Annotated in this window: 21 protein-coding genes; 11 read left to right on the top strand and 10 right to left on the bottom strand. The window is 71.4% G+C overall.

The features are described 5' to 3' along the window. Positions 1–2 precede the first annotated feature (2 nt). From OQ02_RS02225 to purB, 4 genes are all read left to right on the top strand, one after another. A complete protein-coding gene (locus OQ02_RS02225; RefSeq protein ID WP_033436452.1) occupies positions 3–587 on the top strand; it encodes a TetR/AcrR family transcriptional regulator in 585 nt (194 codons plus the stop codon). A 45-nt stretch (positions 588–632) separates the two neighbouring features. After that, positions 633–1,163 (top strand): RNA polymerase sigma factor, encoded by a 531-nt coding sequence (locus OQ02_RS02220; RefSeq protein WP_033436451.1) that lies wholly within the window; start codon positions 633–635, stop codon positions 1,161–1,163. A gap of 88 nt (positions 1,164–1,251) precedes the next feature. Continuing rightward, positions 1,252–2,043, top strand: a complete 792-nt coding sequence (locus tag OQ02_RS02215; protein WP_033436450.1) for a hypothetical protein — start codon at positions 1,252–1,254, stop codon at positions 2,041–2,043. A 49-nt stretch (positions 2,044–2,092) separates the two neighbouring features. Then, on the top strand, positions 2,093–3,526 hold the full coding sequence (gene purB / locus OQ02_RS02210; protein ID WP_033436449.1) for an adenylosuccinate lyase: 1,434 nt from the start codon (positions 2,093–2,095) through the stop codon (positions 3,524–3,526). Between the two features lie 343 nt (positions 3,527–3,869). Here the strand turns inward: purB and OQ02_RS02205 are convergent, their stop codons facing one another. The 4 genes from OQ02_RS02205 to OQ02_RS02190 all read right to left on the bottom strand — a co-directional run bounded on the left by OQ02_RS02205 (position 3,870) and on the right by OQ02_RS02190 (position 6,856). Beyond that, positions 3,870–4,310: a hypothetical protein gene (locus OQ02_RS02205; RefSeq protein WP_033436448.1), complete on the bottom strand. Its 441-nt coding sequence runs from the start codon at positions 4,308–4,310 to the stop codon at positions 3,870–3,872. 118 nt (positions 4,311–4,428) lie between these two features. Continuing rightward, positions 4,429–5,178 (bottom strand): amino acid ABC transporter ATP-binding protein, encoded by a 750-nt coding sequence (locus tag OQ02_RS02200; protein ID WP_033436447.1) that lies wholly within the window; start codon positions 5,176–5,178, stop codon positions 4,429–4,431. Next, complete coding sequence (locus OQ02_RS02195; RefSeq protein ID WP_231499835.1) at positions 5,175–6,005, bottom strand: amino acid ABC transporter permease; 831 nt, start codon at positions 6,003–6,005, stop codon at positions 5,175–5,177. The genes OQ02_RS02200 and OQ02_RS02195 overlap by 4 nt, the downstream gene beginning before the upstream one ends. Beyond that, on the bottom strand, positions 6,002–6,856 hold the full coding sequence (locus tag OQ02_RS02190) for an ABC transporter substrate-binding protein (RefSeq protein ID WP_033436446.1): 855 nt from the start codon (positions 6,854–6,856) through the stop codon (positions 6,002–6,004). Before OQ02_RS02190 ends, OQ02_RS02195 begins: the two co-directional genes overlap by 4 nt. A gap of 63 nt (positions 6,857–6,919) precedes the next feature. Here OQ02_RS02190 and OQ02_RS02185 point away from each other — a divergent pair, with 63 nt between their 5' ends. Together OQ02_RS02185 and OQ02_RS02180 are read left to right on the top strand one after the other, a co-directional pair. Beyond that, positions 6,920–7,810: a phosphoribosylaminoimidazolesuccinocarboxamide synthase gene (locus tag OQ02_RS02185; RefSeq protein ID WP_033436445.1), complete on the top strand. Its 891-nt coding sequence runs from the start codon at positions 6,920–6,922 to the stop codon at positions 7,808–7,810. A 107-nt stretch (positions 7,811–7,917) separates the two neighbouring features. Beyond that, positions 7,918–8,652 (top strand): DUF2334 domain-containing protein, encoded by a 735-nt coding sequence (locus tag OQ02_RS02180; RefSeq protein ID WP_033436444.1) that lies wholly within the window; start codon positions 7,918–7,920, stop codon positions 8,650–8,652. On the opposite strand, the gene OQ02_RS02175 is transcribed toward OQ02_RS02180, so the two are convergent. Together OQ02_RS02175 and OQ02_RS02170 are read right to left on the bottom strand one after the other, a co-directional pair. Next, on the bottom strand, positions 8,574–9,185 hold the full coding sequence (locus tag OQ02_RS02175; RefSeq protein WP_033436443.1) for an MBL fold metallo-hydrolase: 612 nt from the start codon (positions 9,183–9,185) through the stop codon (positions 8,574–8,576). The genes OQ02_RS02180 and OQ02_RS02175 overlap by 79 nt on opposite strands. A gap of 50 nt (positions 9,186–9,235) precedes the next feature. Further along, complete coding sequence (locus OQ02_RS02170) at positions 9,236–10,207, bottom strand: NAD-dependent epimerase/dehydratase family protein (RefSeq protein WP_033436942.1); 972 nt, start codon at positions 10,205–10,207, stop codon at positions 9,236–9,238. A gap of 150 nt (positions 10,208–10,357) precedes the next feature. Here OQ02_RS02170 and OQ02_RS02165 point away from each other — a divergent pair, with 150 nt between their 5' ends. From OQ02_RS02165 to purL, 4 genes are all read left to right on the top strand, one after another. Further along, complete coding sequence (locus OQ02_RS02165) at positions 10,358–10,897, top strand: hypothetical protein (protein ID WP_033436442.1); 540 nt, start codon at positions 10,358–10,360, stop codon at positions 10,895–10,897. A 228-nt stretch (positions 10,898–11,125) separates the two neighbouring features. Next, a complete protein-coding gene (gene purS / locus OQ02_RS02160; protein WP_033428368.1) occupies positions 11,126–11,365 on the top strand; it encodes a phosphoribosylformylglycinamidine synthase subunit PurS in 240 nt (79 codons plus the stop codon). After that, on the top strand, positions 11,362–12,033 hold the full coding sequence (gene purQ, locus OQ02_RS02155) for a phosphoribosylformylglycinamidine synthase subunit PurQ (protein WP_033436441.1): 672 nt from the start codon (positions 11,362–11,364) through the stop codon (positions 12,031–12,033). Before purS ends, purQ begins: the two co-directional genes overlap by 4 nt. Further along, positions 12,033–14,294, top strand: a complete 2,262-nt coding sequence (gene purL / locus OQ02_RS02150) for a phosphoribosylformylglycinamidine synthase subunit PurL (protein ID WP_033436440.1) — start codon at positions 12,033–12,035, stop codon at positions 14,292–14,294. Before purQ ends, purL begins: the two co-directional genes overlap by 1 nt. A 60-nt stretch (positions 14,295–14,354) precedes the next feature. Here purL and OQ02_RS02145 read toward each other — a convergent pair whose 3' ends face one another. Beyond that, complete coding sequence (locus OQ02_RS02145) at positions 14,355–15,149, bottom strand: lysozyme (protein WP_081915329.1); 795 nt, start codon at positions 15,147–15,149, stop codon at positions 14,355–14,357. Positions 15,150–15,310: 161 nt separating this feature from the next. Continuing rightward, complete coding sequence (locus tag OQ02_RS02140) at positions 15,311–16,165, bottom strand: aldo/keto reductase (protein WP_033436439.1); 855 nt, start codon at positions 16,163–16,165, stop codon at positions 15,311–15,313. Between the two features lie 110 nt (positions 16,166–16,275). Here OQ02_RS02140 and OQ02_RS02135 point away from each other — a divergent pair, with 110 nt between their 5' ends. After that, positions 16,276–17,160 carry a LysR family transcriptional regulator gene (locus OQ02_RS02135; protein ID WP_033436438.1) on the top strand — a complete coding sequence of 295 codons (885 nt, stop codon included), beginning with the start codon at positions 16,276–16,278 and terminating at the stop codon, positions 17,158–17,160. On the opposite strand, the gene OQ02_RS02130 is transcribed toward OQ02_RS02135, so the two are convergent. Both OQ02_RS02130 and OQ02_RS02125 read right to left on the bottom strand, forming a co-directional pair. Further along, positions 17,104–18,084: a pentapeptide repeat-containing protein gene (locus tag OQ02_RS02130; RefSeq protein WP_051771539.1), complete on the bottom strand. Its 981-nt coding sequence runs from the start codon at positions 18,082–18,084 to the stop codon at positions 17,104–17,106. The two genes, OQ02_RS02135 and OQ02_RS02130, sit on opposite strands and share 57 nt — an antisense overlap. Position 18,085: 1 nt before the next feature. Continuing rightward, positions 18,086–19,249 (bottom strand): pentapeptide repeat-containing protein, encoded by a 1,164-nt coding sequence (locus OQ02_RS02125; RefSeq protein WP_442973565.1) that lies wholly within the window; start codon positions 19,247–19,249, stop codon positions 18,086–18,088. Between the last annotated feature and the right edge of the window lie 43 nt (positions 19,250–19,292).

The following is a 19,292-nucleotide window of genomic DNA, read 5'->3' as shown; positions in this document are numbered from 1 at the left end:
GCATGACAGCCGCAACGCCCAAGGGCGAACGCCGGCGCCAGGCGCTGGTCGAAGCCGCCGCCGGCCTCCTGGTCGACGGCGGCTTCGACGCGATCCGGCACCGCGCCGTCGCCGAGCGCGCGGGCCTGCCACTGGCCTCCACCACGTACTACTTCGACTCGCTGGACGAGCTGGTCACCGCCGCGCTCGAGTTCCAGGGCAACGGCGAGCTGGCCTACGGCAAGGCCCGGCTGGACGAGCTGGACCCGCGCGAGTGCGGCGGCGACGCGTTCATCGAACTCGTGCTCGACCTGCTGCTCGGGCCGACGGGCGACCGCGACGCGGAGGCCGTGCTGCTGCGGTACGAGCGCCTGGTCGCCACCGGGCGGCGGCCCTACCTGCGGCCGTTGATGCGCAAGCTGTCCGGCGAGCTCCACTCCCTGCTGTTCGACATCTTCGCCCGCGCCGGCCAGCCGGTCAGCCGCGAACGCGTGGAGGAGCTGATCGCGCTGGTCGACGGCGCCGTGGTGAACGCCCTGATCGAGATCAGCCCCGACCCGCGGGCCGCCGCCCGGCGCATGCTCGGGAAGTCGATGCAACCCCGCTGACCTCCAACCGCGTTTGAAGGGGTGGAGGGCGCGGAAGGGGATCGAATGCGCAAGGCCGACGAGCAGGGCTTCCGTGAGTTCGCGGTGGGCCATGCCGCTTCGTTGCGGCGCACGGCGTACCTGTTCTGCGGCGACTGGCACATGGCCGAGGACCTGATGCAGGCCAGCCTGCTGAAGCTCTACCAGGCGTGGCACCGGATCGAGTGGCGGGACAACGCCTCGGCGTACGCCCGCAAGGTGCTGCTGCGCACGTGGCTGGACGAGAAGCGCAGACCGTGGCGGCGGGTGGAGCAGCGCGACGGCGAGGTGCCGGACGTCGCCGACTCGTCCGCCGACCCGGAGCGGTCGGGCGAGCGGCTGTGGGCGCGTGACCTGGTGCACGCGGCGTTGTTGCGCGTGCCGCCTCGGCAGCGGGCCGTGCTCGTGCTTCGGTACTTCGAGGACTTGCCGGTGAGCGAGGTCGCGGTGGCGATGGGGTGCACCGAGGGCACGGTCAAGAGCCAGACGTCGCGCGGGCTGGTGGCGCTGCGGGCGGCGGTCGAGCAACTGGAGCGCGGGGTGGTGGTGGCGTCATGAGCGAGCAGGCAGCCGGGTCGTTCGGCGCCGGGTCGTCCGGCGCGGCGTGCGTCGCTCGCGCCATGAAGGGTGTCGGGGAGGTGCGCGCATGAGCGAGGCGGATCTGAGGGAAGGACTGCTGGCGGCGATCGGTGACGAGCCGCCGCTGAACTTCGACGCGGACGAGTTGATCCGACGGGCCGAGCACGTGCGCCGGCGGCGTCGTGCGCTGGTGGCCGTGGCGGTGGCGACGCTCGCCCTCACCGGGACGGCGCTGTCCCTGCCCGGTGAGCTCGACCGGGGGCCGGGGATCGACGCAGCGCAAGGGCCGGTGTTGACGATCACGGCGGCGCCGTCCTCCCCCACGTCCACCAAACCTGTCCAGGTGACGCCGAAGTCGTTGTACGCGCCGGCGCCCAGCGCCCAGCTGTCGGCGGGCACCACGAAGTACCTCGCGACGTACCTGTCCGAGCGGTTCACCTCGGTCGTGCCGGGGGTGGAGGTCCTGAAGGTCGACTTCACCGAGCCGTACCCGCAGGACCGGGCGGGGTACCTCACCGGCGTCGTGCGCTTCCGCGACGACGTGGCCACCAGCGTGGTCGTCGTGCAGCTCAGCACGCCCCCGTTGCGGCTGACCCGCGAGGAGTACTGCGCCGTGTCCACCTGCGGCGCGGCGTTGCGGCAGGGGGACGGCACCTACCTGGAATCCGCGACGGTCACCGACCCGGAGTCGGACGTGACGTCCCGGACGGCGGTGCACTTCCGCAGCGACGGGTCGGTGGTGCAGGTCAGCGCCTACGACCACGACCCGATCACGGGCGGCGACCGGCGGTCCGAGGTGGCCCTGACCGCGGAGCAGTTGACGCTCCTGGCCGTGGACCCGCTGCTGCGGCTGTGGTGACGCGCTCCCCGGCGTCCGGCCCGCGGCCACGCCGAAATATCCTGGTCACGTGACGCCCAAGCCCCGCATCGCCAATGTCCTCGCCGGTCGCTACGCCTCCACGGAGCTGGCCACCCTGTGGTCCGCCGAGCACAAGATCGTGTTGGAGCGGCAGCTGTGGCTCGCGGTCCTGCGGGCGCAGGCCGAGCTCGGCGTCGACGTGCCGGCCGCGGCCGTCGCCGACTACGAGCGGGTGGTCGAGCAGGTCGACCTGGCGTCCATCGCCGAGCGCGAGCGGGTCACGCGGCACGACGTGAAGGCGCGCATCGAGGAGTTCAACGCGCTCGCCGGGCACGAGCACGTGCACAAGGGCATGACCTCGCGCGACCTCACCGAGAACGTCGAGCAGTTGCAGGTCCTGCGGTCCCTGGAGCACGTGCGCGGCAAGACGGCCGCCGTCCTGGCCCGCCTCGCGCGCCGTGCCGCGGAGCACACCGACCTCGTCATGGCGGGCCGCTCGCACAACGTCGCCGCCCAGGCCACCACGCTCGGCAAGCGCTTCGCGTCCGCCGCGGACGAGGTGCTGGTCGCGTTCCAGCGGCTGGACGAGCTGATCGCCCGCTACCCGCTGCGCGGCATCAAGGGGCCGGTCGGCACCGCCCAGGACATGCTCGACCTGGTCGGCGGCGACCGGGACAAGCTGGTGGAGCTGGAGCGGACCGTCGCGGGCCACCTCGGCTTCGAGAAGGTGCTGACCAGCGTCGGCCAGGTCTACCCGCGGTCGCTGGACTTCGACGTGGTCTCCGCGCTCGTGCAGCTGGCCGCGGGTCCGTCGTCGCTGGCCAAGACGATCCGGCTGATGGCGGGCCACGAGCTGGTCACCGAGGGCTTCAAGGCCGGTCAGGTCGGCTCCAGCGCGATGCCGCACAAGATGAACACCCGGTCGTGCGAGCGGGTGAACGGGTTCGCGGTGATCCTGCGCGGCTACCTGTCCATGGTCGGCGAGCTGTCGGGCGACCAGTGGAACGAGGGCGACGTCTCGTGCTCGGTGGTGCGCCGGGTCGCGCTGCCGGACGCGTTCTTCGCGTTCGACGGGCTGCTGGAGACGTTCCTCACGGTGCTGGACGAGTTCGGCGCGTACCCGGCGGTCGTCGCCCGCGAACTGGACCGCTACCTGCCGTTCCTGGCCACCACGAAGGTGCTGATGGGCGCGATCCGGGCGGGTGTCGGCCGGGAGACGGCGCACGAGGCCATCAAGGAGCACGCGGTCGCGGTGGCGTTGGCCATGCGCGAGCAGGGGCTGGCTCGGAACGACCTGCTGGACCGGCTCGCCGCCGACGACCGCCTGCCGCTGGACCGGGCCGCGCTCGACGCGCTGCTGGCCGACCGGCTGTCGTTCACCGGTGTGGCCGAGCACCAGGTCGCGGACGTGGTCCGGCAGGTGGAGGACGTGGTGGCGAAGCACCCCGCCGCGGCCGGCTACGCGCCCGAGCCGATCCTCTGACCGGTCGAGTCCGCTGGGCCTGCTGATCGACCGACAACGCTGGCTCACCGACCCTGGCGGCCCGCTGACCCTGGCGGCCCGCTGACCCTGGCGGCCCGCTGACCCTGGCGGCCCGCTAACCCGGCCGATCCGACTGACCTGGCCGACCCGACTGACCCCGCCGACCCGACTGACCCCGCCAGCCCGGCTGACCTCGCCGACCCGACTGACCTCGCCGACCCGACTGACCTGGCCGACCCAGCCGACCACGCCGACCCGACTGACCCGGCTGACCTCGCCGACCCGGCTGATCCGCCGACAACGCCAGCCCGCCGGCCTGTTCACCCGCAGGCCGGTCGGCCCGCTAGACCCGGTCCCAGATCAGCCAGCCCCGGCGGGTCTGCTTGCAGACCAGCTTGCGGCCCGCCGGATCGACCGCCCGCGCACCCTGCTCGTCGCACGGGAAGCCCTCCACTGCCACCTCGTCGTACTCGGGCGGCTCGGTGGTCGGCGGCTGGGTGGTCGGCTCGGGCACCGGCTGGACCTGCACCGGCGGCGGCGGGGGTGGTGGTGGCGGCTCCGTCGTCGCGGCCACGGTCGGCGCCAGGGTGGTCGTCGTCGGCTGGACCGAGATGTGGGCCACCGCCGGGATCGAGGTCGGCGTCGCGGACGCGGAACTGGAGATCGTCGGTATCACCACCGGCTCCGGGTTCGCCGACGGCTTGCCGCACGCGCCGATGAGCAGCAGCAGGAGCAGCCCGCCGCTCGCCGCGACGGGTGCCACGAATGCCTTCCGATGGACCACGGCAAGCAGAGTAGGGCCACTCGTCCGATACCCCAAGTGGCGTCCCCGAGTGGCCCAGTGCCGCCCCCTCCCGCCGACCCCTCCCGCGGGCGTCGAGCCAGGTCAGAGGCGAGCCGGGTCAGAGGCGACCGGCCTCGATGATCCTCCGCAGGAACTGCCGGGTCCGCGGGTGCACGGGTTCGCCGAGCACCTGCTCGGGCGGCCCCGACTCGACCAGCCGACCGCCGTCGAGGAACACCACCCGGTCCGCCACCTGCCGCGCGAACCCCATCTCGTGGGTCGCCATCAGGATCGTCCGGCCCGCCACCGCCAGCTCCCGGACCAGCGCCAACACCTCGCCGACCAGCTCCGGGTCCAACGCGCTGGTGATCTCGTCCAGCAGCAGCAGCCGCGGCGAGTAGGCCAACGCCCGCGCGATCGCCACCCGCTGCTGCTGCCCGCCGGACAACTGCTCGGGGAAGCTGCCGGCCCGGTCCGCGAGCCCGACCCGTTCGAGCAGTTCACGGGCGTTCTGCTCGGCCTGGTCACGCGGTACCTCGTGCACCACGCGCGGCGCGAGGGTGATGTTGTCCAGGACGCTCATGTGGGGGAACAGGTTGAACGCCTGGAACACGATGCCCATGCCGCGCCGGGCCACGTCGGCGTCCACCCGCGGGTCGGACACGTCCACGCCGTCGAGCAGCACCTGGCCGTCGTCCAACTCCTCCAGCAGGTTCACGCACCGCAGCAGCGTCGACTTGCCCGACCCGGACGATCCGATCACCGTCACGACCTCGTGCTCGCGCACGTCGAGGCTGATCCCGTCCAGCACCGTGTTCGCCCCGTAGCGCTTGACCACCTCGCGCACGCTGAGCACCGGCTCGGTCATCGTCCCCCCTCACGGCGTTGCGCCCGCCGGCCCATGGCGTCGGCGAACCGCGCCGTGGGCACCGCGAGCAGCACGAACAGCAACCCCGCCACCACGTACGGGGTGAAGTTGTACGCCCGCGCCTGCTCGATCTGCGCGGCGCGCACCGCGTCCACCGCGCCGAGCACCGAGATCAGCCCGCAGTCCTTCTGCAGCGCGACGAAGTCGTTCAGCAGCGCCGGCATCACCCGCCGCACGGCCTGCGGCAGCACCACCAGCCGCAGGGTCTTGCGCCGGCTGAGGCCGAGCGACCGGGCCGCCGCGAGCTGCGAGGGGTGGACCGACTCGATCCCGGCGCGGAACACCTCCGCCACGTACGCGGTGTACGTGAGCACCAGCGCCACCCCGCCGAGCACGACGAAGTCGTTGGGCACGCCGGTGAGCCGCAACGCGGGCAGGCCGAAGCCGACCAGGTACAGCAGGATGATCAACGGCAGGCCGCGGAACAGGTCCACGTACACCGTGGCCAGCGCGCGCAGCGGGAACCACACCGGGCCGCGCAAGGTCCGCAACGTCGCGATGCCCAGCGCGAGCACCAGGATCACCGCGCCGCACACCAGCAGCACGCGCAGGTTCAGCCAGAGCCCTTCGAGGATCGCGGGCAGCGAGCGCCACGCGATCTCGGCGTTGAAGAACGACTGCCGCACCCGCGGCCAGCCCGGCGCACCGGTGACGGTGAACACGGCGACGACGGCGAACACGGCGGTCGACAGCAGGGCGACCAGCGTGGACCGCCGCGAACGGGAACGCTTGTACGCCAGGCGTTCCCGCTGCAGCTCGCTCGTCACTTCAGCTCGGGTGCGGTGCCCGCGGCCGACAGCCATTCCCCTTCGATCTTGGCCAGCGTGCCGTCCGCACGCAGGTTCTCGACCGCCGTCGACACGCACGCGGTGAGCGGGCTGCCCTTGTCGAGCACGATGCCGAACTGCTCGGGCTTGCCGTCGCCGCGCGGGATCTGGCCGACGATCACGCCGTCCTCCAGTTCCGCGGACGTGATGTAGAACGCGGTCGGCAAATCCACCACGAGCGCGTCGATCTGCCCGGCGCGCAGCGCGGCCTTGGCGTCCTCGTTGGTGTTGTAGACCGCCACGTCCTCCTCCGGCTGGAGGCGCAGCGCGGCCTCGTAGCTGGTGGTCCCGACCTGCGCACCGACCTTGACCGACTTCAGCTCCGCCAGCGTCTTCACCGAGGCCGCCTTGGCCGACTTCAGCGTGATGACGACCTGGTCCACGTCGTAGTACGGCGCGGAGAAGTCGACCGCCTGCCTGCGCTCCTCGGTGATGGAGAACTCGTTCAGGTCCATGTCGTAGGTCTTCTTGCCCGGCTGGATGGCGGCGAGGAACGGCACCCGCGTCCACACCACGTCGGTCTTCGCGTAGCCGAGTTCCTCGGCCAGCGCGTAGGCGACGGCCGACTCGAAGCCCTTGCCGTTGGCCGGGTCGTCGTCCACGAACCACGGCTCGTACACCGGCTGGTCCGTGCCAAAGGTGATCTTGCCCGGGGTGAGCGTGGCGAGTTTGTCCTTCGTGCAGTCCACGCCGTCCACCTGGTTGGTCGGCGGCGCGGTCGTCTGGTCCGCGGGGGCGCAGGCCACCGCGAGGGCGGCGGTCACGGCGATCATGAGTCCGGGTGCACGCATGGCAGGAATCTTGCCCCAGGAGGGAAGAGGTACCCACGTACTGGGACAAGTACCCTTCGGACCGTGCCCAAGCTCGCTGAATACCGGCAGGTCGCCGCAGGCAAGGTCCGTCAGATCCACGAGGTGGACGACGAACTGCTGCTGTTCGTGGCGTCCGACCGGATCTCCGCCTTCGACCACGTGCTGACCACGGAGATCCCCGACAAGGGTCGGGTGCTCACCGCGATGAGCGTGTTCTGGTTCGAGAAGTTCGCGGACCTGGTGCCCAACCACCTGGTGGCGTGGGACGACCCGCGCATCCCCGCCGAGGTGCGCGGCCGGGCGCTGCTGGTGCGGCGGCTGGAGATGGTGCAGGTGGAGTGCGTGGCGCGCGGCTACCTGACCGGGTCCGGGATGGCCGAGTACCGGCAGACCGGGTCCGTGTGCGGGATCGACCTGCCGCCGGGCCTGGTCGAGGCGTCCGAGCTGACCCCGCCGATCTTCACCCCGGCGACCAAGGCCGAGCTGGGGTCGCACGACGAGAACGTGTCGTTCGCGCACGTCGAGGGGGCAGTGGGCGCTTCCCTGGCCGCCCGCCTGCGGGACGTCACGCTGGAGGTCTACGGCGCGGGGCGCGAGTACGCCCGGTCGCGTGGCGTGGTCCTGGCCGACACGAAGCTGGAGTTCGGGCTGGACCGGTCCGGGACGCTGGTGCTCGCGGACGAGGTGCTGACGCCGGACTCGTCGCGGTACTGGCCGGCGGACGTGTACGAGCCGGGGCACGCGCAGCCGTCGTTCGACAAGCAGTACGTGCGCGACTGGCTGACCTCGGACGCCTCCGGCTGGGACCGCGCGTCCGACACCCCGCCGCCACCGCTGCCGGACGACGTCGTCGCGGCCACCAGGACCCGGTACGTCGAGGCGTACGAGCGGATCAGCGGCCGTTCGTTCGCCGAGTGGCCCAGCCCGGAATGAGTCGAGGTCCGGAATGAGTCGAGGTCCGGCGTAAGTTCGCCGGTTCCGCATCGGCTCGTCACCTGGTCGTAGAGCGGCCGACACGCCGGTGGGGCGCACTGGACGGCATGGTCGCCGACCTCGTGGTTTCGCTGTCCGGCATCGGGCCGAGCACGCTCGCCCGGTGCGCCGACCTGACCGGAGAACTGGACCGGCGGCGGGTGCCGCTGTCGCTGCTCCTCGCGGCGCGCAAGGCCGTGCCCGGTGATGCGCTGACCTGGGTGCGCCGACGCGTGGCCGCGGGTGACGCCCTGGTCCTGCACGGTTTCGACCACCAGCCCGACCCGACGCACCGGGCGGTGTCGCTGCGTCGGCGGGCCGAGTTCTCCGCGCTGCCCGCGCACGAGGCAGGCCTGCGGCTGGTCGCCGCGCGGACCGCGTTGGGACGGCTCGGGCTGGCCACCGATCTGTTCGCGCCGCCGGGCTGGCTGGCGTCACCGGGCACGGTGGTCGCGTTGCGCCGGCACCGGTTCGGGGTGTGCGCGGACATGGCGGGCGTGCGTGACCTGCGCACCGGTGCGGTGCGGCCGGGCCGGGTGCGGATGGTCAGCGAGCACTGGAGCTACCTGCTCGGCGTCGGCAGGGCGGCCCGGCGCGGCGGGCTGGTGCGGATCGGGGTGGACGCCGCGTCGCTCGACCACATCGGGCAGCGCGAGGTGCTGCTGGAGGCCGTCGACCTGGCGCTGCACCACGGCGCCTCCCCGGTGACCTACGACTCGGTGACCTACAGCTCGACCGCCTCGCCCCGGGGCAGCACGACGACCTCCACGCCGTCCGGCGCGGTGCCCTTGAGGACGCGGTAGAAGATCTCGGTCTTCGCGAGGATCGCCTCGTGGATCGGCACCGCCTTGCGCGGACCGACCGCGGCCAGGAAGTCCGCCGCGTCGGACACCTTCATCCACGGTGCGGCGGTGGGCAGGCCGAGGACGTCAATGCGCTGGTCGGGCACGGTCAGCGAGTCGCCGGGGTGGTAGAACGCGCCGTGGTCGACCAGGTAGCCGACGTTCAGCGGCCGTTCGATGGTCGGGTGCACGACCTCGTGCGGCGCGTCGACGACGTTCACGGCGGTGTTGCCGAGGTCGAGGGCGTCTCCGGGCTTGACGACCTCCGCGCCGTCGAGGTCGAACGGCGCGATCAGCCGTGCTCCGGGGTTCGCCGCGCGCAGGCCGGGCAGCTTCCCGGTGTCGACGTGGTCCGGGTGGTCGTGCGTGATCAGGATCGCGTCCAGGTCCTCGACCTGCTCGAACCCCGTCGAGAACGTGCCGGGGTCGAACAGCAGCCGGGACTCGCCGGTGTCGACCAGCAGGCACGAGTGTCCGAAGTGGATGATCAGCATGGGGTGGACCTCCTCTTCGCGTCGTTCTACCCGGGTGGGCGTGCGGGCGCTCAGCCGACGGCAAGCAGGAGCGCGTCCTCCACGTCCGGTGTCAGCCCCGCGCGGCGGGTGCGGTCGGGGCCGAGGGCGCGTTCGTGCTCCAGCGTGTCCAGCGCCGTGTCGGCCGTGGGGCGGACCCGGAGACCGGCGGCCATCGCCGGGCCCGCGTCGCGGAACATCATCGCGCGGTGGGTCGGTGGCAGCCAGAGCGGCAGTGATCGCGGTCCGACCCAGGGCGCGACGCCGTGCTGCTGGAGGACGGGCTCGGGGATGCGGACCAGCTCGGTGCCCTGCGGCGCCACCGCGCCCGCGATCTCGCCGAGGACCAGGGACAGCGGGTTGGCCGGGCCGATGGCGTCATAGGTGCCGGTGACGCGGCGTTCGGCGGCGTCGACGATCCAGGCGGCGAGGTCGCGCACGTCGATGTGCTGGGCGGGCTGGTCGGGCGCGTCGGGGACGGCGACCCGGCCGCCCTGCGCGAGCCGGTTGGGCCAGTAGCCGAACCGGTCGCTCGGGTCGCCGGGGCCGGTGATGAGGCCGGCGCGGACGATGAAGGCGCGGCCGTCGAGCGCGTCGCGGACGGCGTTCTCACCGGCGACCTTGACCGCGCCGTAGCGGTCGGACGACATCGGCGCGTCGGCGTCGTCTTCGAGCGGGTCGAGGGTCGCGGTGGTGCCGGGCGCGGAGTGGTCGGCGTAGACGGAACAACTGGAGATGAAGGTCCAGTGGTCGGCGGTGACCGATCTCAGCGCGTCGCGGACCCAGGTCACCGACATCTTGGCCACGTCGACGACCGCGTCGAAGTGCGAGCCGACCAGCGGGCCGAGCCCGACGTTCCGGTCGACGGCGACGTGCGTCGCGCCGTCGGGCACCCGCCCCGACTCCCCGCGCGCCGCGCAGACCACCTGGTGCCCGCGCCGCACCGCCTCGACGGCAGTCGCCTTGCTGAGGAAAACCGTGCCACCGAGCACCAGGATGCGCATGATCCCCACCCTGCGGTGCGCCCGCCCCCGCCGCCACCGCGTCCGCCGACAGCGAACGGCCTGGTGTGCCCGGTGGTACCACCGGGGCGGCCGAACACACGTTCGGGCGGAATCGCTTCGGACGACCCGGCCACGTGCCGATACCCGGCCGTGAGTGTGCACGCCTTTGTCGACGAATCCCGCCGCAACGACACGTATTACCTGGCGGCCGCTATCGTCCAACCCCAAGATCTGAAGCGCCTGCGGTCGCAGTTGCGCGGCCTGCTGTTTCCCGGACAGCGGGAACTGCACTTCTACAAAGAGAAGCCCGCACGCCGCAAGCTGCTGTTGTCGAACGTGGTCGAGTTCGGCGTCCGCGTCGACATCTACCGGGGGAGCTGCGGCCGAAGTGAGGAACGCGCTCGGCAGGAGTGCCTGGCGAGGTTGACGGAAGACCTGCTCGATATCGATGGTCGCCGCTTGGTCTTGGACAGCCGTGAGGCGCGTGATGCACACGACGAACTGACCATCCGCCGCGCTTTGGGCAAGCGCGCCCGCGAGACCGGGCTCGTCTACGAGCACTTCACCAGCACCGCCGAACCGTTGCTCTGGCTGGCGGACATCGCAGGCTGGTGCCACGGTGCCGGCGGCGACTGGGCTCGACGGGCCGCGCCCATGATCGGTTCGGTGATCAGGCTCGACTGGCCGTAGATAGCGCGAAGCGCGGCCGCCGACCGTCCGGAGGGGGACCGCGCTCACTTCCTCGGCTTACGGGCCGAAGCTGAGATCAGGCTAGCAGGAACCCACCCCACAACGCGGCATCACAATCGGGTGAATCGAGGTGAACGTGTGCCGCCCGCCACCTGTGAAGTTGATGAACACCCAGGTCAGGTAGGCTCCGCGAGTACCGCCAGCCCTCCTAGCTTGGAGCAGCCTGTCGTGGCCCGAGTCGTCGTCGACGTCATGCCGAAGCCCGAAATCCTCGACCCGCAAGGACAGGCGGTGGCCAACGCGCTGCCCCGTCTCGGGTTCGACGGAATCACCAGTGTCCGCCAGGGCAAGCACTTCGAGTTGGAGGTCGCCGACGACGTCGACGACGCCACACTCGCCAAGATCGCCGAGACCTTCCTCGCCAACCCGGTCATCGAGGACTGGGTCGTGAGGCGGGTAGAGGCATGAGGGTCGGGGTCATCACGTTCCCCGGCACGCTGGACGACGTCGACGCGGCCCGCGCGGTCGGGTACGCGGGCGGGGAGGCGGTCAAACTCTGGCACGCCGACCACGACCTGAAGGACGTCGACGCGGTCATCGTGCCCGGTGGGTTCTCCTACGGCGACTACCTGCGCTGCGGCGCGATCGCCCGGTTCGCCCCGGTCATGCAGGAAGTGGTCGACGCGGCGAAGAAGGGCATGCCGGTCCTCGGCATCTGCAACGGCTTCCAGATCCTGTGCGAGGCCCACCTGCTGCCCGGCGCGCTCATCCGCAACCACAAGCTGCACTTCGTGTGCCGCGACCAGTGGCTGAAGGTCGAGAACAACGCCACGGCGTGGACGTCCCGCTACGACAACGGCGCGGAGATCCTCGTCCCGCTCAAGTCCGGCGAGGGCGGCTACCAGGCCGACCAGTCCACTTTGGACGAACTCGAGGGCGAGGGTCGCGTGGTCTTCCGCTACGTCGGCGAGAACCCGAACGGCTCGCGCAACGACATCGCCGGCATCACCAGCGCCAACGGCCGCGTCGTCGGCCTGATGCCGCACCCCGAGCACGCGATCGACGCGCTCACCGGGCCCACCGACGACGGGCTCGGCATGTTCCTGTCCCTCGTCGACTCGGTGGTGAAGGCCTGATGACCGTCGACACCGTCAAGAACGCGGAGAGCACGCCCGACCAGGAGCAGCCCTACAAGGAGCTGGGCCTGAAGGACGACGAGTACGCCCGCATCAAGGACATCCTGGGCCGCCGCCCCACGGACGCCGAGCTGGCCATGTACTCGGTGATGTGGAGCGAGCACTGCTCCTACAAGTCGTCCAAGGTGCACCTCAAGTACTTCAGCGACACCACGACCGACGAGATGCGCGAGAAGATGCTCGCGGGCATCGGCGAGAACGCGGGCGTCGTCGACATCGGCGACGGCTGGGCGATCACGTTCAAGGCCGAGAGCCACAACCACCCGTCCTACGTCGAGCCGTACCAGGGCGCGGCGACGGGCGTGGGCGGCATCGTGCGGGACATCCTGGCGATGGGCGCGCGCCCGCTGGCCGTGATGGACCCGCTGCGGTTCGGGCCGGCCGACGCGCCGGACACCCGCCGGGTGCTGCCGGGCATCGTGGCCGGCGTCGGTGGCTACGGCAACTGCCTCGGCCTGCCGAACATCGGCGGCGAGGTCGTGTTCGACGCGACGTACGCGGGAAACCCGCTGGTCAACGCCCTGTGCGTGGGTGCGATGCGGGTCGAGGACCTGCACCTGGCGCACGCCTCGGGCACCGGCAACAAGGTCATCCTGTTCGGCGCGCGGACCGGTCTCGACGGCATCGGCGGCGTGTCCGTGCTGGCGTCCGAGACCTTCGACGACTCGGCGGGCAAGCGCAAGAAGCTGCCGAGCGTGCAGGTGGGCGACCCGTTCACCGAGAAGGTCCTGATCGAGTGCTGCCTGGAGCTGTTCGCCGAGCGCATCGTGGTCGGCATCCAGGACCTTGGCGGCGCGGGCCTGGCGTGCGCGACGTCGGAGCTGGCCAGCGCCGGTGACGGCGGCATGCACGTCTACCTGGACCGGGTGCCGTTGCGCGCCACCGGGATGACGCCGGCGGAGATCCTGTCCAGCGAGTCGCAGGAGCGCATGTGCGCGGTCGTGCGGCCGGAGGACCTGGACGCGTTCATGGCGGTCTGCGCGAAGTGGGACGTCATCGCCACCGAGATCGGCGAGGTCACCGAGGGCGACCGGCTGGTCATCACCTGGCACGACGAGGTCGTGCTGGACGTGCCGCCGCGCACCGTCGCGCACGAGGGTCCGGTGTACAACCGGCCGATCGAGCGCCCGGCCGACCAGGACGCGCTCCAGGCGGACACGCCGGACGGGCTCCCGAAGCCCGCGCGGGAAGAGCTGCTCGACCTGGTCAAGACGATGGCGGCGTCGCCGAACCTGGCGTCGAAGCGGTGGGTCACCCAGCAGTACGACCGCTACGTGCGCGGCGGAACGGTGCTCTCGCAGCCGGCCGACTCGGGCATGATCCGGATCGACGAGACCACCAACCGGGGCGTGGCGCTGTCCACGGACTGCAACGGCCGCTACGCCAAGCTCGACCCGTACGCGGGCGCGCAGCTGGCGCTGGCCGAGGCGTACCGGAACGTGTCGACCACGGGCGCGACGCCGGTGGCGGTCACCAACTGCCTGAACTTCGGCTCGCCCGAGGACCCGGCGGTGATGTGGCAGTTCGAGCAGGCCGTGAAGGGCCTGGCGGACGGGTGCGTCGAGCTGGGCATCCCGGTGACCGGCGGCAACGTCAGCTTCTACAACCAGACCGGTGCCACGGCGATCCTGCCGACGCCGGTCGTCGGCGTGCTGGGCGTGATCGACGACGTCCGCCGCCGGATCCCCACCGGGATCGGCGCCGAGGCGGGCGAGACGCTGCTGCTGCTCGGCGAGACGCACGCGGAGTTCGGCGGCTCGGAGTGGGCGCACGTCGTGCACGGCCACCTGGGCGGCCTGCCGCCGAAGGTGGACCTCCAGCGGGAGAAGCTGCTGGGCGAGGTGCTGGTGGCGGGTTCGCGTGACGGCATGCTGTCCGCCGCGCACGACCTGTCCGACGGCGGTCTGGCGCAGGCGCTCGTGGAGACGTGCCTGATCGGCGAGGTCGGCGCCCGGGTCTTCCTGGAGGCCGACCTGTTCACCGAGCTGTTCAGCGAGTCGACGGGCCGCGTGCTGGTCGCCGTGCCGCGCACGGAGGAGCTGCGGTTCACCGACATGTGCACCGCGCGCGGTCTGCCGTGGCGCAAGGTCGGCGTGGTGGACCCGGAGTCCGACGCGCTGGAGGTCCAGGAGCTGGGTTCGCTGCCGCTGGCCGAGCTGCGCGAGGCCTGGGAGGGCACCCTCCCCGCTCTGTTCGACTGAGTCCGGGGTGGTTGGTCGGGAAGTGCGAACCGGCACTTCCCGACCAACCCGCCGGGAACGTCAGCCGTTGGCCAGGGCCTGGAGACGGTCGTAGGCGCCGTTGAACTGGTTCTGGTCGATCGGCGAGGACGAGTACTGCCAGAACGTGTAGTACCCCCACGCGTAGGGCAGCGTGCCGACGCTGGACGAGTAGCGCGCGATCCACAGCGGGTTCGTCGAGCTGAAGTCGCCGCTCACGCACTGGCTCCACCAGCTGGTGGACGTGTAGATGACCGGCCAGCGGCCGGTGCGGTAGTGGTAGCGGTCGCTGAACGACCGGATCCACGACGTCATGCTCGCCTTGGACAGCCCGTAGCAGGTCGAGCCGTAAGGGTTGTACTCCATGTCCAGCGCGCCGGGCAGGGTCTTCCCGTCACGCGACCAGCCGCCGCCGTTGTTGACGAAGAAGTCGGCCTGGGTCGAGCCGGCGGAGCGGTCCGGCAGCGCGAAGTGGTACGAGCCGCGGATCATGCCGATGTTGTAGGAGCCGTTGTACTGCTGGGCGAAGTACGGGTTGCGGTAGGTGGTGCTCTCGGTGGCCTTGACGTAGGCGAACCGCTTGCCCTGGCCCCACCAGTAGCCCCAGTCGACGTTCCCCTGGTGGCCGCTGACGTCGATGCCGTACACGACGGCCTGGGCGCCGGGGTCGGTGTTGATCACGATCCGCTGGTCGCCGCGTCCTTCGTGCTTGGCGATCTGCGAACCCATGGCGTGGTCCTCGACGACGGGCGCGGCCTGAGCGGTGCCGGCTAAGCCGGGCAGCGCCATGCCGATGGTCGCCAGGAGGATGGTGGCGGAGCGTGCGAGCTTCTTCATGGGTCACTCCTTGAGCCAGTGCAGGGTGTTGACTCGTTGGGCAGTGTGCTGCACCTCTAACCAAATCGCCAAGCTTTATGTGAATTGGTCACGAAAACGGAGCAACCCCGACCGGCCCAGTGCAACTCCACGTCGTCGTACCCGCGCGCTGCCGCCTGCCGTCAGGGTGTCGGTACGTCCAAACGCCCCAGTTCCTCCTCGGACAGCTCCAGGTGCACCGCGTCGGCCGAGTCGGCGATGCTCGCGGGCCGCGACGAGCCGGGGATCGGCACCACCTGCGGCGCCTTGGCCAGCATCCACGCCAGGCACACCTGCTGCGGGCTGACGCCGTGCGCCCGCGCGACCTCGGCGAACGCGGTGAACCGCGCACCCAGCTCACCGGCCGCGCTGATGCCGCCCAGCGGGCTCCACGGCAGGAACGCGATGTCCAGTTCGGCGCACAGCTCCAACTCCGGCTCGCTGGACCGGAAGGCGGGCGAGAACTGGTTCTGCACGCTCGCCAGCCGTCCGCCGAGGATCTCGTCCGCCTGCCGGATCTGCGCCGGGTCGAAGTTCGACACGCCCGCGAGCTTGATCTTGCCCGCGTCCAGCAGCTCGGCCAGCGCGCCGACCGACTCGGCGATCGGGACGGCCGGGTCGGGCCGGTGGAACTGGTACAGGTCGATCGCGTCCACGCCCAGCCGGCGCAACGACGCGTCGCACGCCGCCTTCAGGTACTCCGGGCGCCCGTTCAGGCCCCAGCTGCCGTCGGACGTGCGGGTGTGGCCGCCCTTGGTGGCGACCATGACGCCGTCGACGCCCTTCAGGGCCTCGGCGATCAGCTCCTCGTTGTGCCCGAAGTCGCTGTCGTCGGCCGAGTACGCGTCGGCCGTGTCGATCAGGGTCACGCCCTTGTCGATCGCGGTGCGGATGGTGTCGATCGACCGGGCGCGGTCCGGGCGGCCTTCGAGCGACATCGGCATCGCGCCCAAGCCGATGGCGCTGACCTCGACTCCTCCGATTCGGCGAGTCAGCATCTGGCACTACCTCCGTCTGTGGGCTCCTTGTGCACCACCAGCTTGAGCGGTACCCATTAAGCTGTCCAACAGAAGGACCTGATGCCATTCAGCAGTATGGGTGATGAATCGTGGAGCTCCGCCAGCTTGAGTACTTCGTGGCCGTGGCCGAGGAGTGCCACTTCACCCGCGCCGCCCGGCGCATGCACGTCGCCCAATCGGGGCTCTCCGCGTCGATCCGGGCGCTGGAGGTCGAGCTGGGCGCGCCGCTGTTCGTGCGCAGCACGCGCCAGGTGGAGCTGACCCAGGCCGGCCGGGCTCTGCTGGTCGAGGCACGCCGGGCGCTGGGCACGATCGACGCGGCCCGTGACGCGGTGGCGGCGGTCCAAGGGCTGCTGCGCGGCACGTTGGCCGTCGGCAGCATCCAGTGCCTGCACGCCGTCCACCTGCCCGCCGTGCTGGCCAGGTTCCACGAGCTGCACCCCGGCGTGGAACTCCGGCTGCGCCAGGCCGGTTCCGGTGAGCTGGTCGACCTCGTCCGCGCCGGGCGGCTGGACCTCGCGTTCGTCACGTCCGGCCGGACGGGTGACGACCTGAAGGTGTCCACCCTGTCCAGCGAGCCGCTGGTGCTGGCGTGCGCGCCCGAGCTGCCGCTGGCGGGACGCGAGTCGGTGCGGCTCGCCGAGCTGGCCGGTCAGCCGTTCGTGGACTTCAACCCCGACTGGGGCACCCGCGACGACGTGGACCGCGCGCTCGCCACCGCGGGGGTGGACCGCAAGGTCGCGGTCGAGGTCAACGACGTGCACTCGCTGCTGGACTTCGTCGGCTTCGGCCTCGGTGTCGCGCTGGTGCCCCGGTCGTTCGCCGGCAAGCAGACCCGCGCGGTGTTCGTGGACCTGGTCGACGCCCCGACGGCCGAGACCGCCGTGGTCACCGCGCCGACCGTGAGCGCCGCCGCGTCAGTCCTGCTGGACATGGTCGTCGAGGCGGGCCGGGGCCTGCCCGTCGCCGGTTAGCCGCCAGCCCTGCGGGTCGACCCGGAACGCGGTGCCCGCCAGCACCTCCAGGTCGCCGACCTGCTTCGGCGGTCGCGGCGCGACGTGCAGGAACGTGCCGACCTTCGCGCCCGTGACGTCCACTTCCAGCGTGAACGCGGTGTCCTGGAACGAGATGCCGCCGGCGAACCGGCCGTCCCGGAGGTCCACCCGGCCGTGGAACGTGGCGCCGGAGAACAGCGCGGGCTTGGTCAGCTCGACCTCGCGGAACGCGGTGATCCCGTAGAACTGGGCCCGCCGGGCGACGAGCCGGCCGAACCGGCGGCCCTCCAACCGGAAGTAGAAGAGCTTCGCCGCCGTCAGGTCCAGCTGGTACTGGGTCTCGTCCGGGTCGCTGCCCCACGGCAGCAGGTCCGTGATGAGCCGCTGCGCGGTCATCCGGACCGTCATCTCCTGGTCGTCCTCCGGCTTCACGACGCGCTTCTTGCCGACGTACGCCTGGTCCGGGTCCTCGGGCTTCTCCGTCAGCGACGGGTGGTCGAACGGCCGCCGCAGGTAGGCGCACAGCACGCTCAGCACGGTCTGCTTGTACCTCGGCGTGGTGCCGGCCAGCCCGGCCAGCACGTGCATCGCACCCACCCTGACCTGGTCCGCGTCGTTGCCCAGCAGCTCGATCGCGCGGGCGAAACGCTCGTCGGCGACCTTCTCGCTCTCCAGCCCGAGCCGTTCGCCCTCCAGCTCGTGCCGCGCCTCCTCGGTGCGCCGCCGCCGGTCGTTGAGCCACAGCGCGTACAGCGCGACGATCGCGCCACCGGCCAGCCCGCCGGTCTTGATCGCCTCCGCCTTGGGCTGCTTCGGGTCGACCACGATCAGCACGGCGGTCGTCGCGATCGTCACGAGGATCGCGGCGAGCACGCTCGCGACCAACAACCATCGTCCGCGCACGTCAGCTCCTGACCAGTCCGGCGCCGTCGTCGCGGCGCTCCACCACCCAGCCGTCGGGCAGGACGTTCTCGTGCTCCAGCGACACGTACATGGCGTGCGTGCGCGCCACCGCGGGTTTCCCCAGGTCGAGCTTGACGCCGCCGGTGAACCGGGCGCCCTCGAAGTCGATCGGCTCGGCGAACTCGCAGCCCTCGAAGCTCACCGGCCCGGTGAACCCGACCCCGGCGAACTTGTTCGGGCCGAGGAACCTCGTCGCGCTGTAGTCGGTGTTCTCGTGGCCGGTGAACCGGCTGAACCACGCCTTGCCGTGGAAGACCACGTGGTGCAGGTAGAGCCGGCCGTGGCTCGTGGCGTCGGTGAACCACGCGCCGCCGTGCACGACCGCGTGGTGGAACGAGTTCGACTCCCGGAGGTCCGCCGCGCGCAGGACCAGGTTGCCGACCTGGCGGTGGGAGATGTCGAAGTACTCCAGGTACGCCCGGGTCAGGTCGAGGTCGTAGTGCGGGGTGGTCTCGCCGTCGGCCGGCTTCGCGTCGTCGTGGGGCAGCAGGTCGGCGATCAACCGCTGGGCGGTGAGCCGGACCTCCAGCTCGCGCTCGTCCCCGGTCTTCGGCCCGGCGGAGTCCTCCTCGGCGGAGTCCTCCTCGGCGAACGGCCGCCGCAGGTACGCGCACAGCACGTCGAGCACGGTCTGCGTGTACTCGGGCCGCGACCGGGCCAGGCCGGCCAGGGCGTGCATCGCCCCCACCCGCACCTGCTCGGCGTCGTGCCCGAGCAGTTCAATCGATCGGGCGAACCGTTCGTCGGCGACCCGCGACCGGTCGTGGTCGGCCCGGGCGTCCTCCAGCCGCTGCCGGGCGACCTCGATCTGCTGGCGGGCCACCTCGATCCGCTGCCGCTCCTCGTCGGTGCGCCGCCGCCGGTCGTTCAGCCAGAGCGCGTACAGCGCCACCAGCGCACCGCCCGCGAGCCCGCCGGTCTTGATCGCCTCGTTCTTCGGCGCGGTGGGGTCGACCACGACCAACCAGCCCGCGACCAGCATGAACGCCCCGATGGTGCCGGCCAGCGTCGGCACGAGGAGGCTGCCCTTGCGGAGGTGCTGCACGACCAGCAGCACGACCGCGACCACCACGACGACCGCGCCCGCGATCCACAGGTACCCCACAAGGCGGTCATTCTTCCCGGTGATCACGCTCGGAAGGGCTGAT

Origin of the sequence: Saccharothrix sp. NRRL B-16314 (genome assembly GCF_000716595.1) — a bacterium.
GTDB lineage: Bacteria > Actinomycetota > Actinomycetes > Mycobacteriales > Pseudonocardiaceae > Actinosynnema.
Note: the sequence above shows the minus strand (reverse complement) of the source record. Positions and strands in the feature narration are given on the sequence as shown.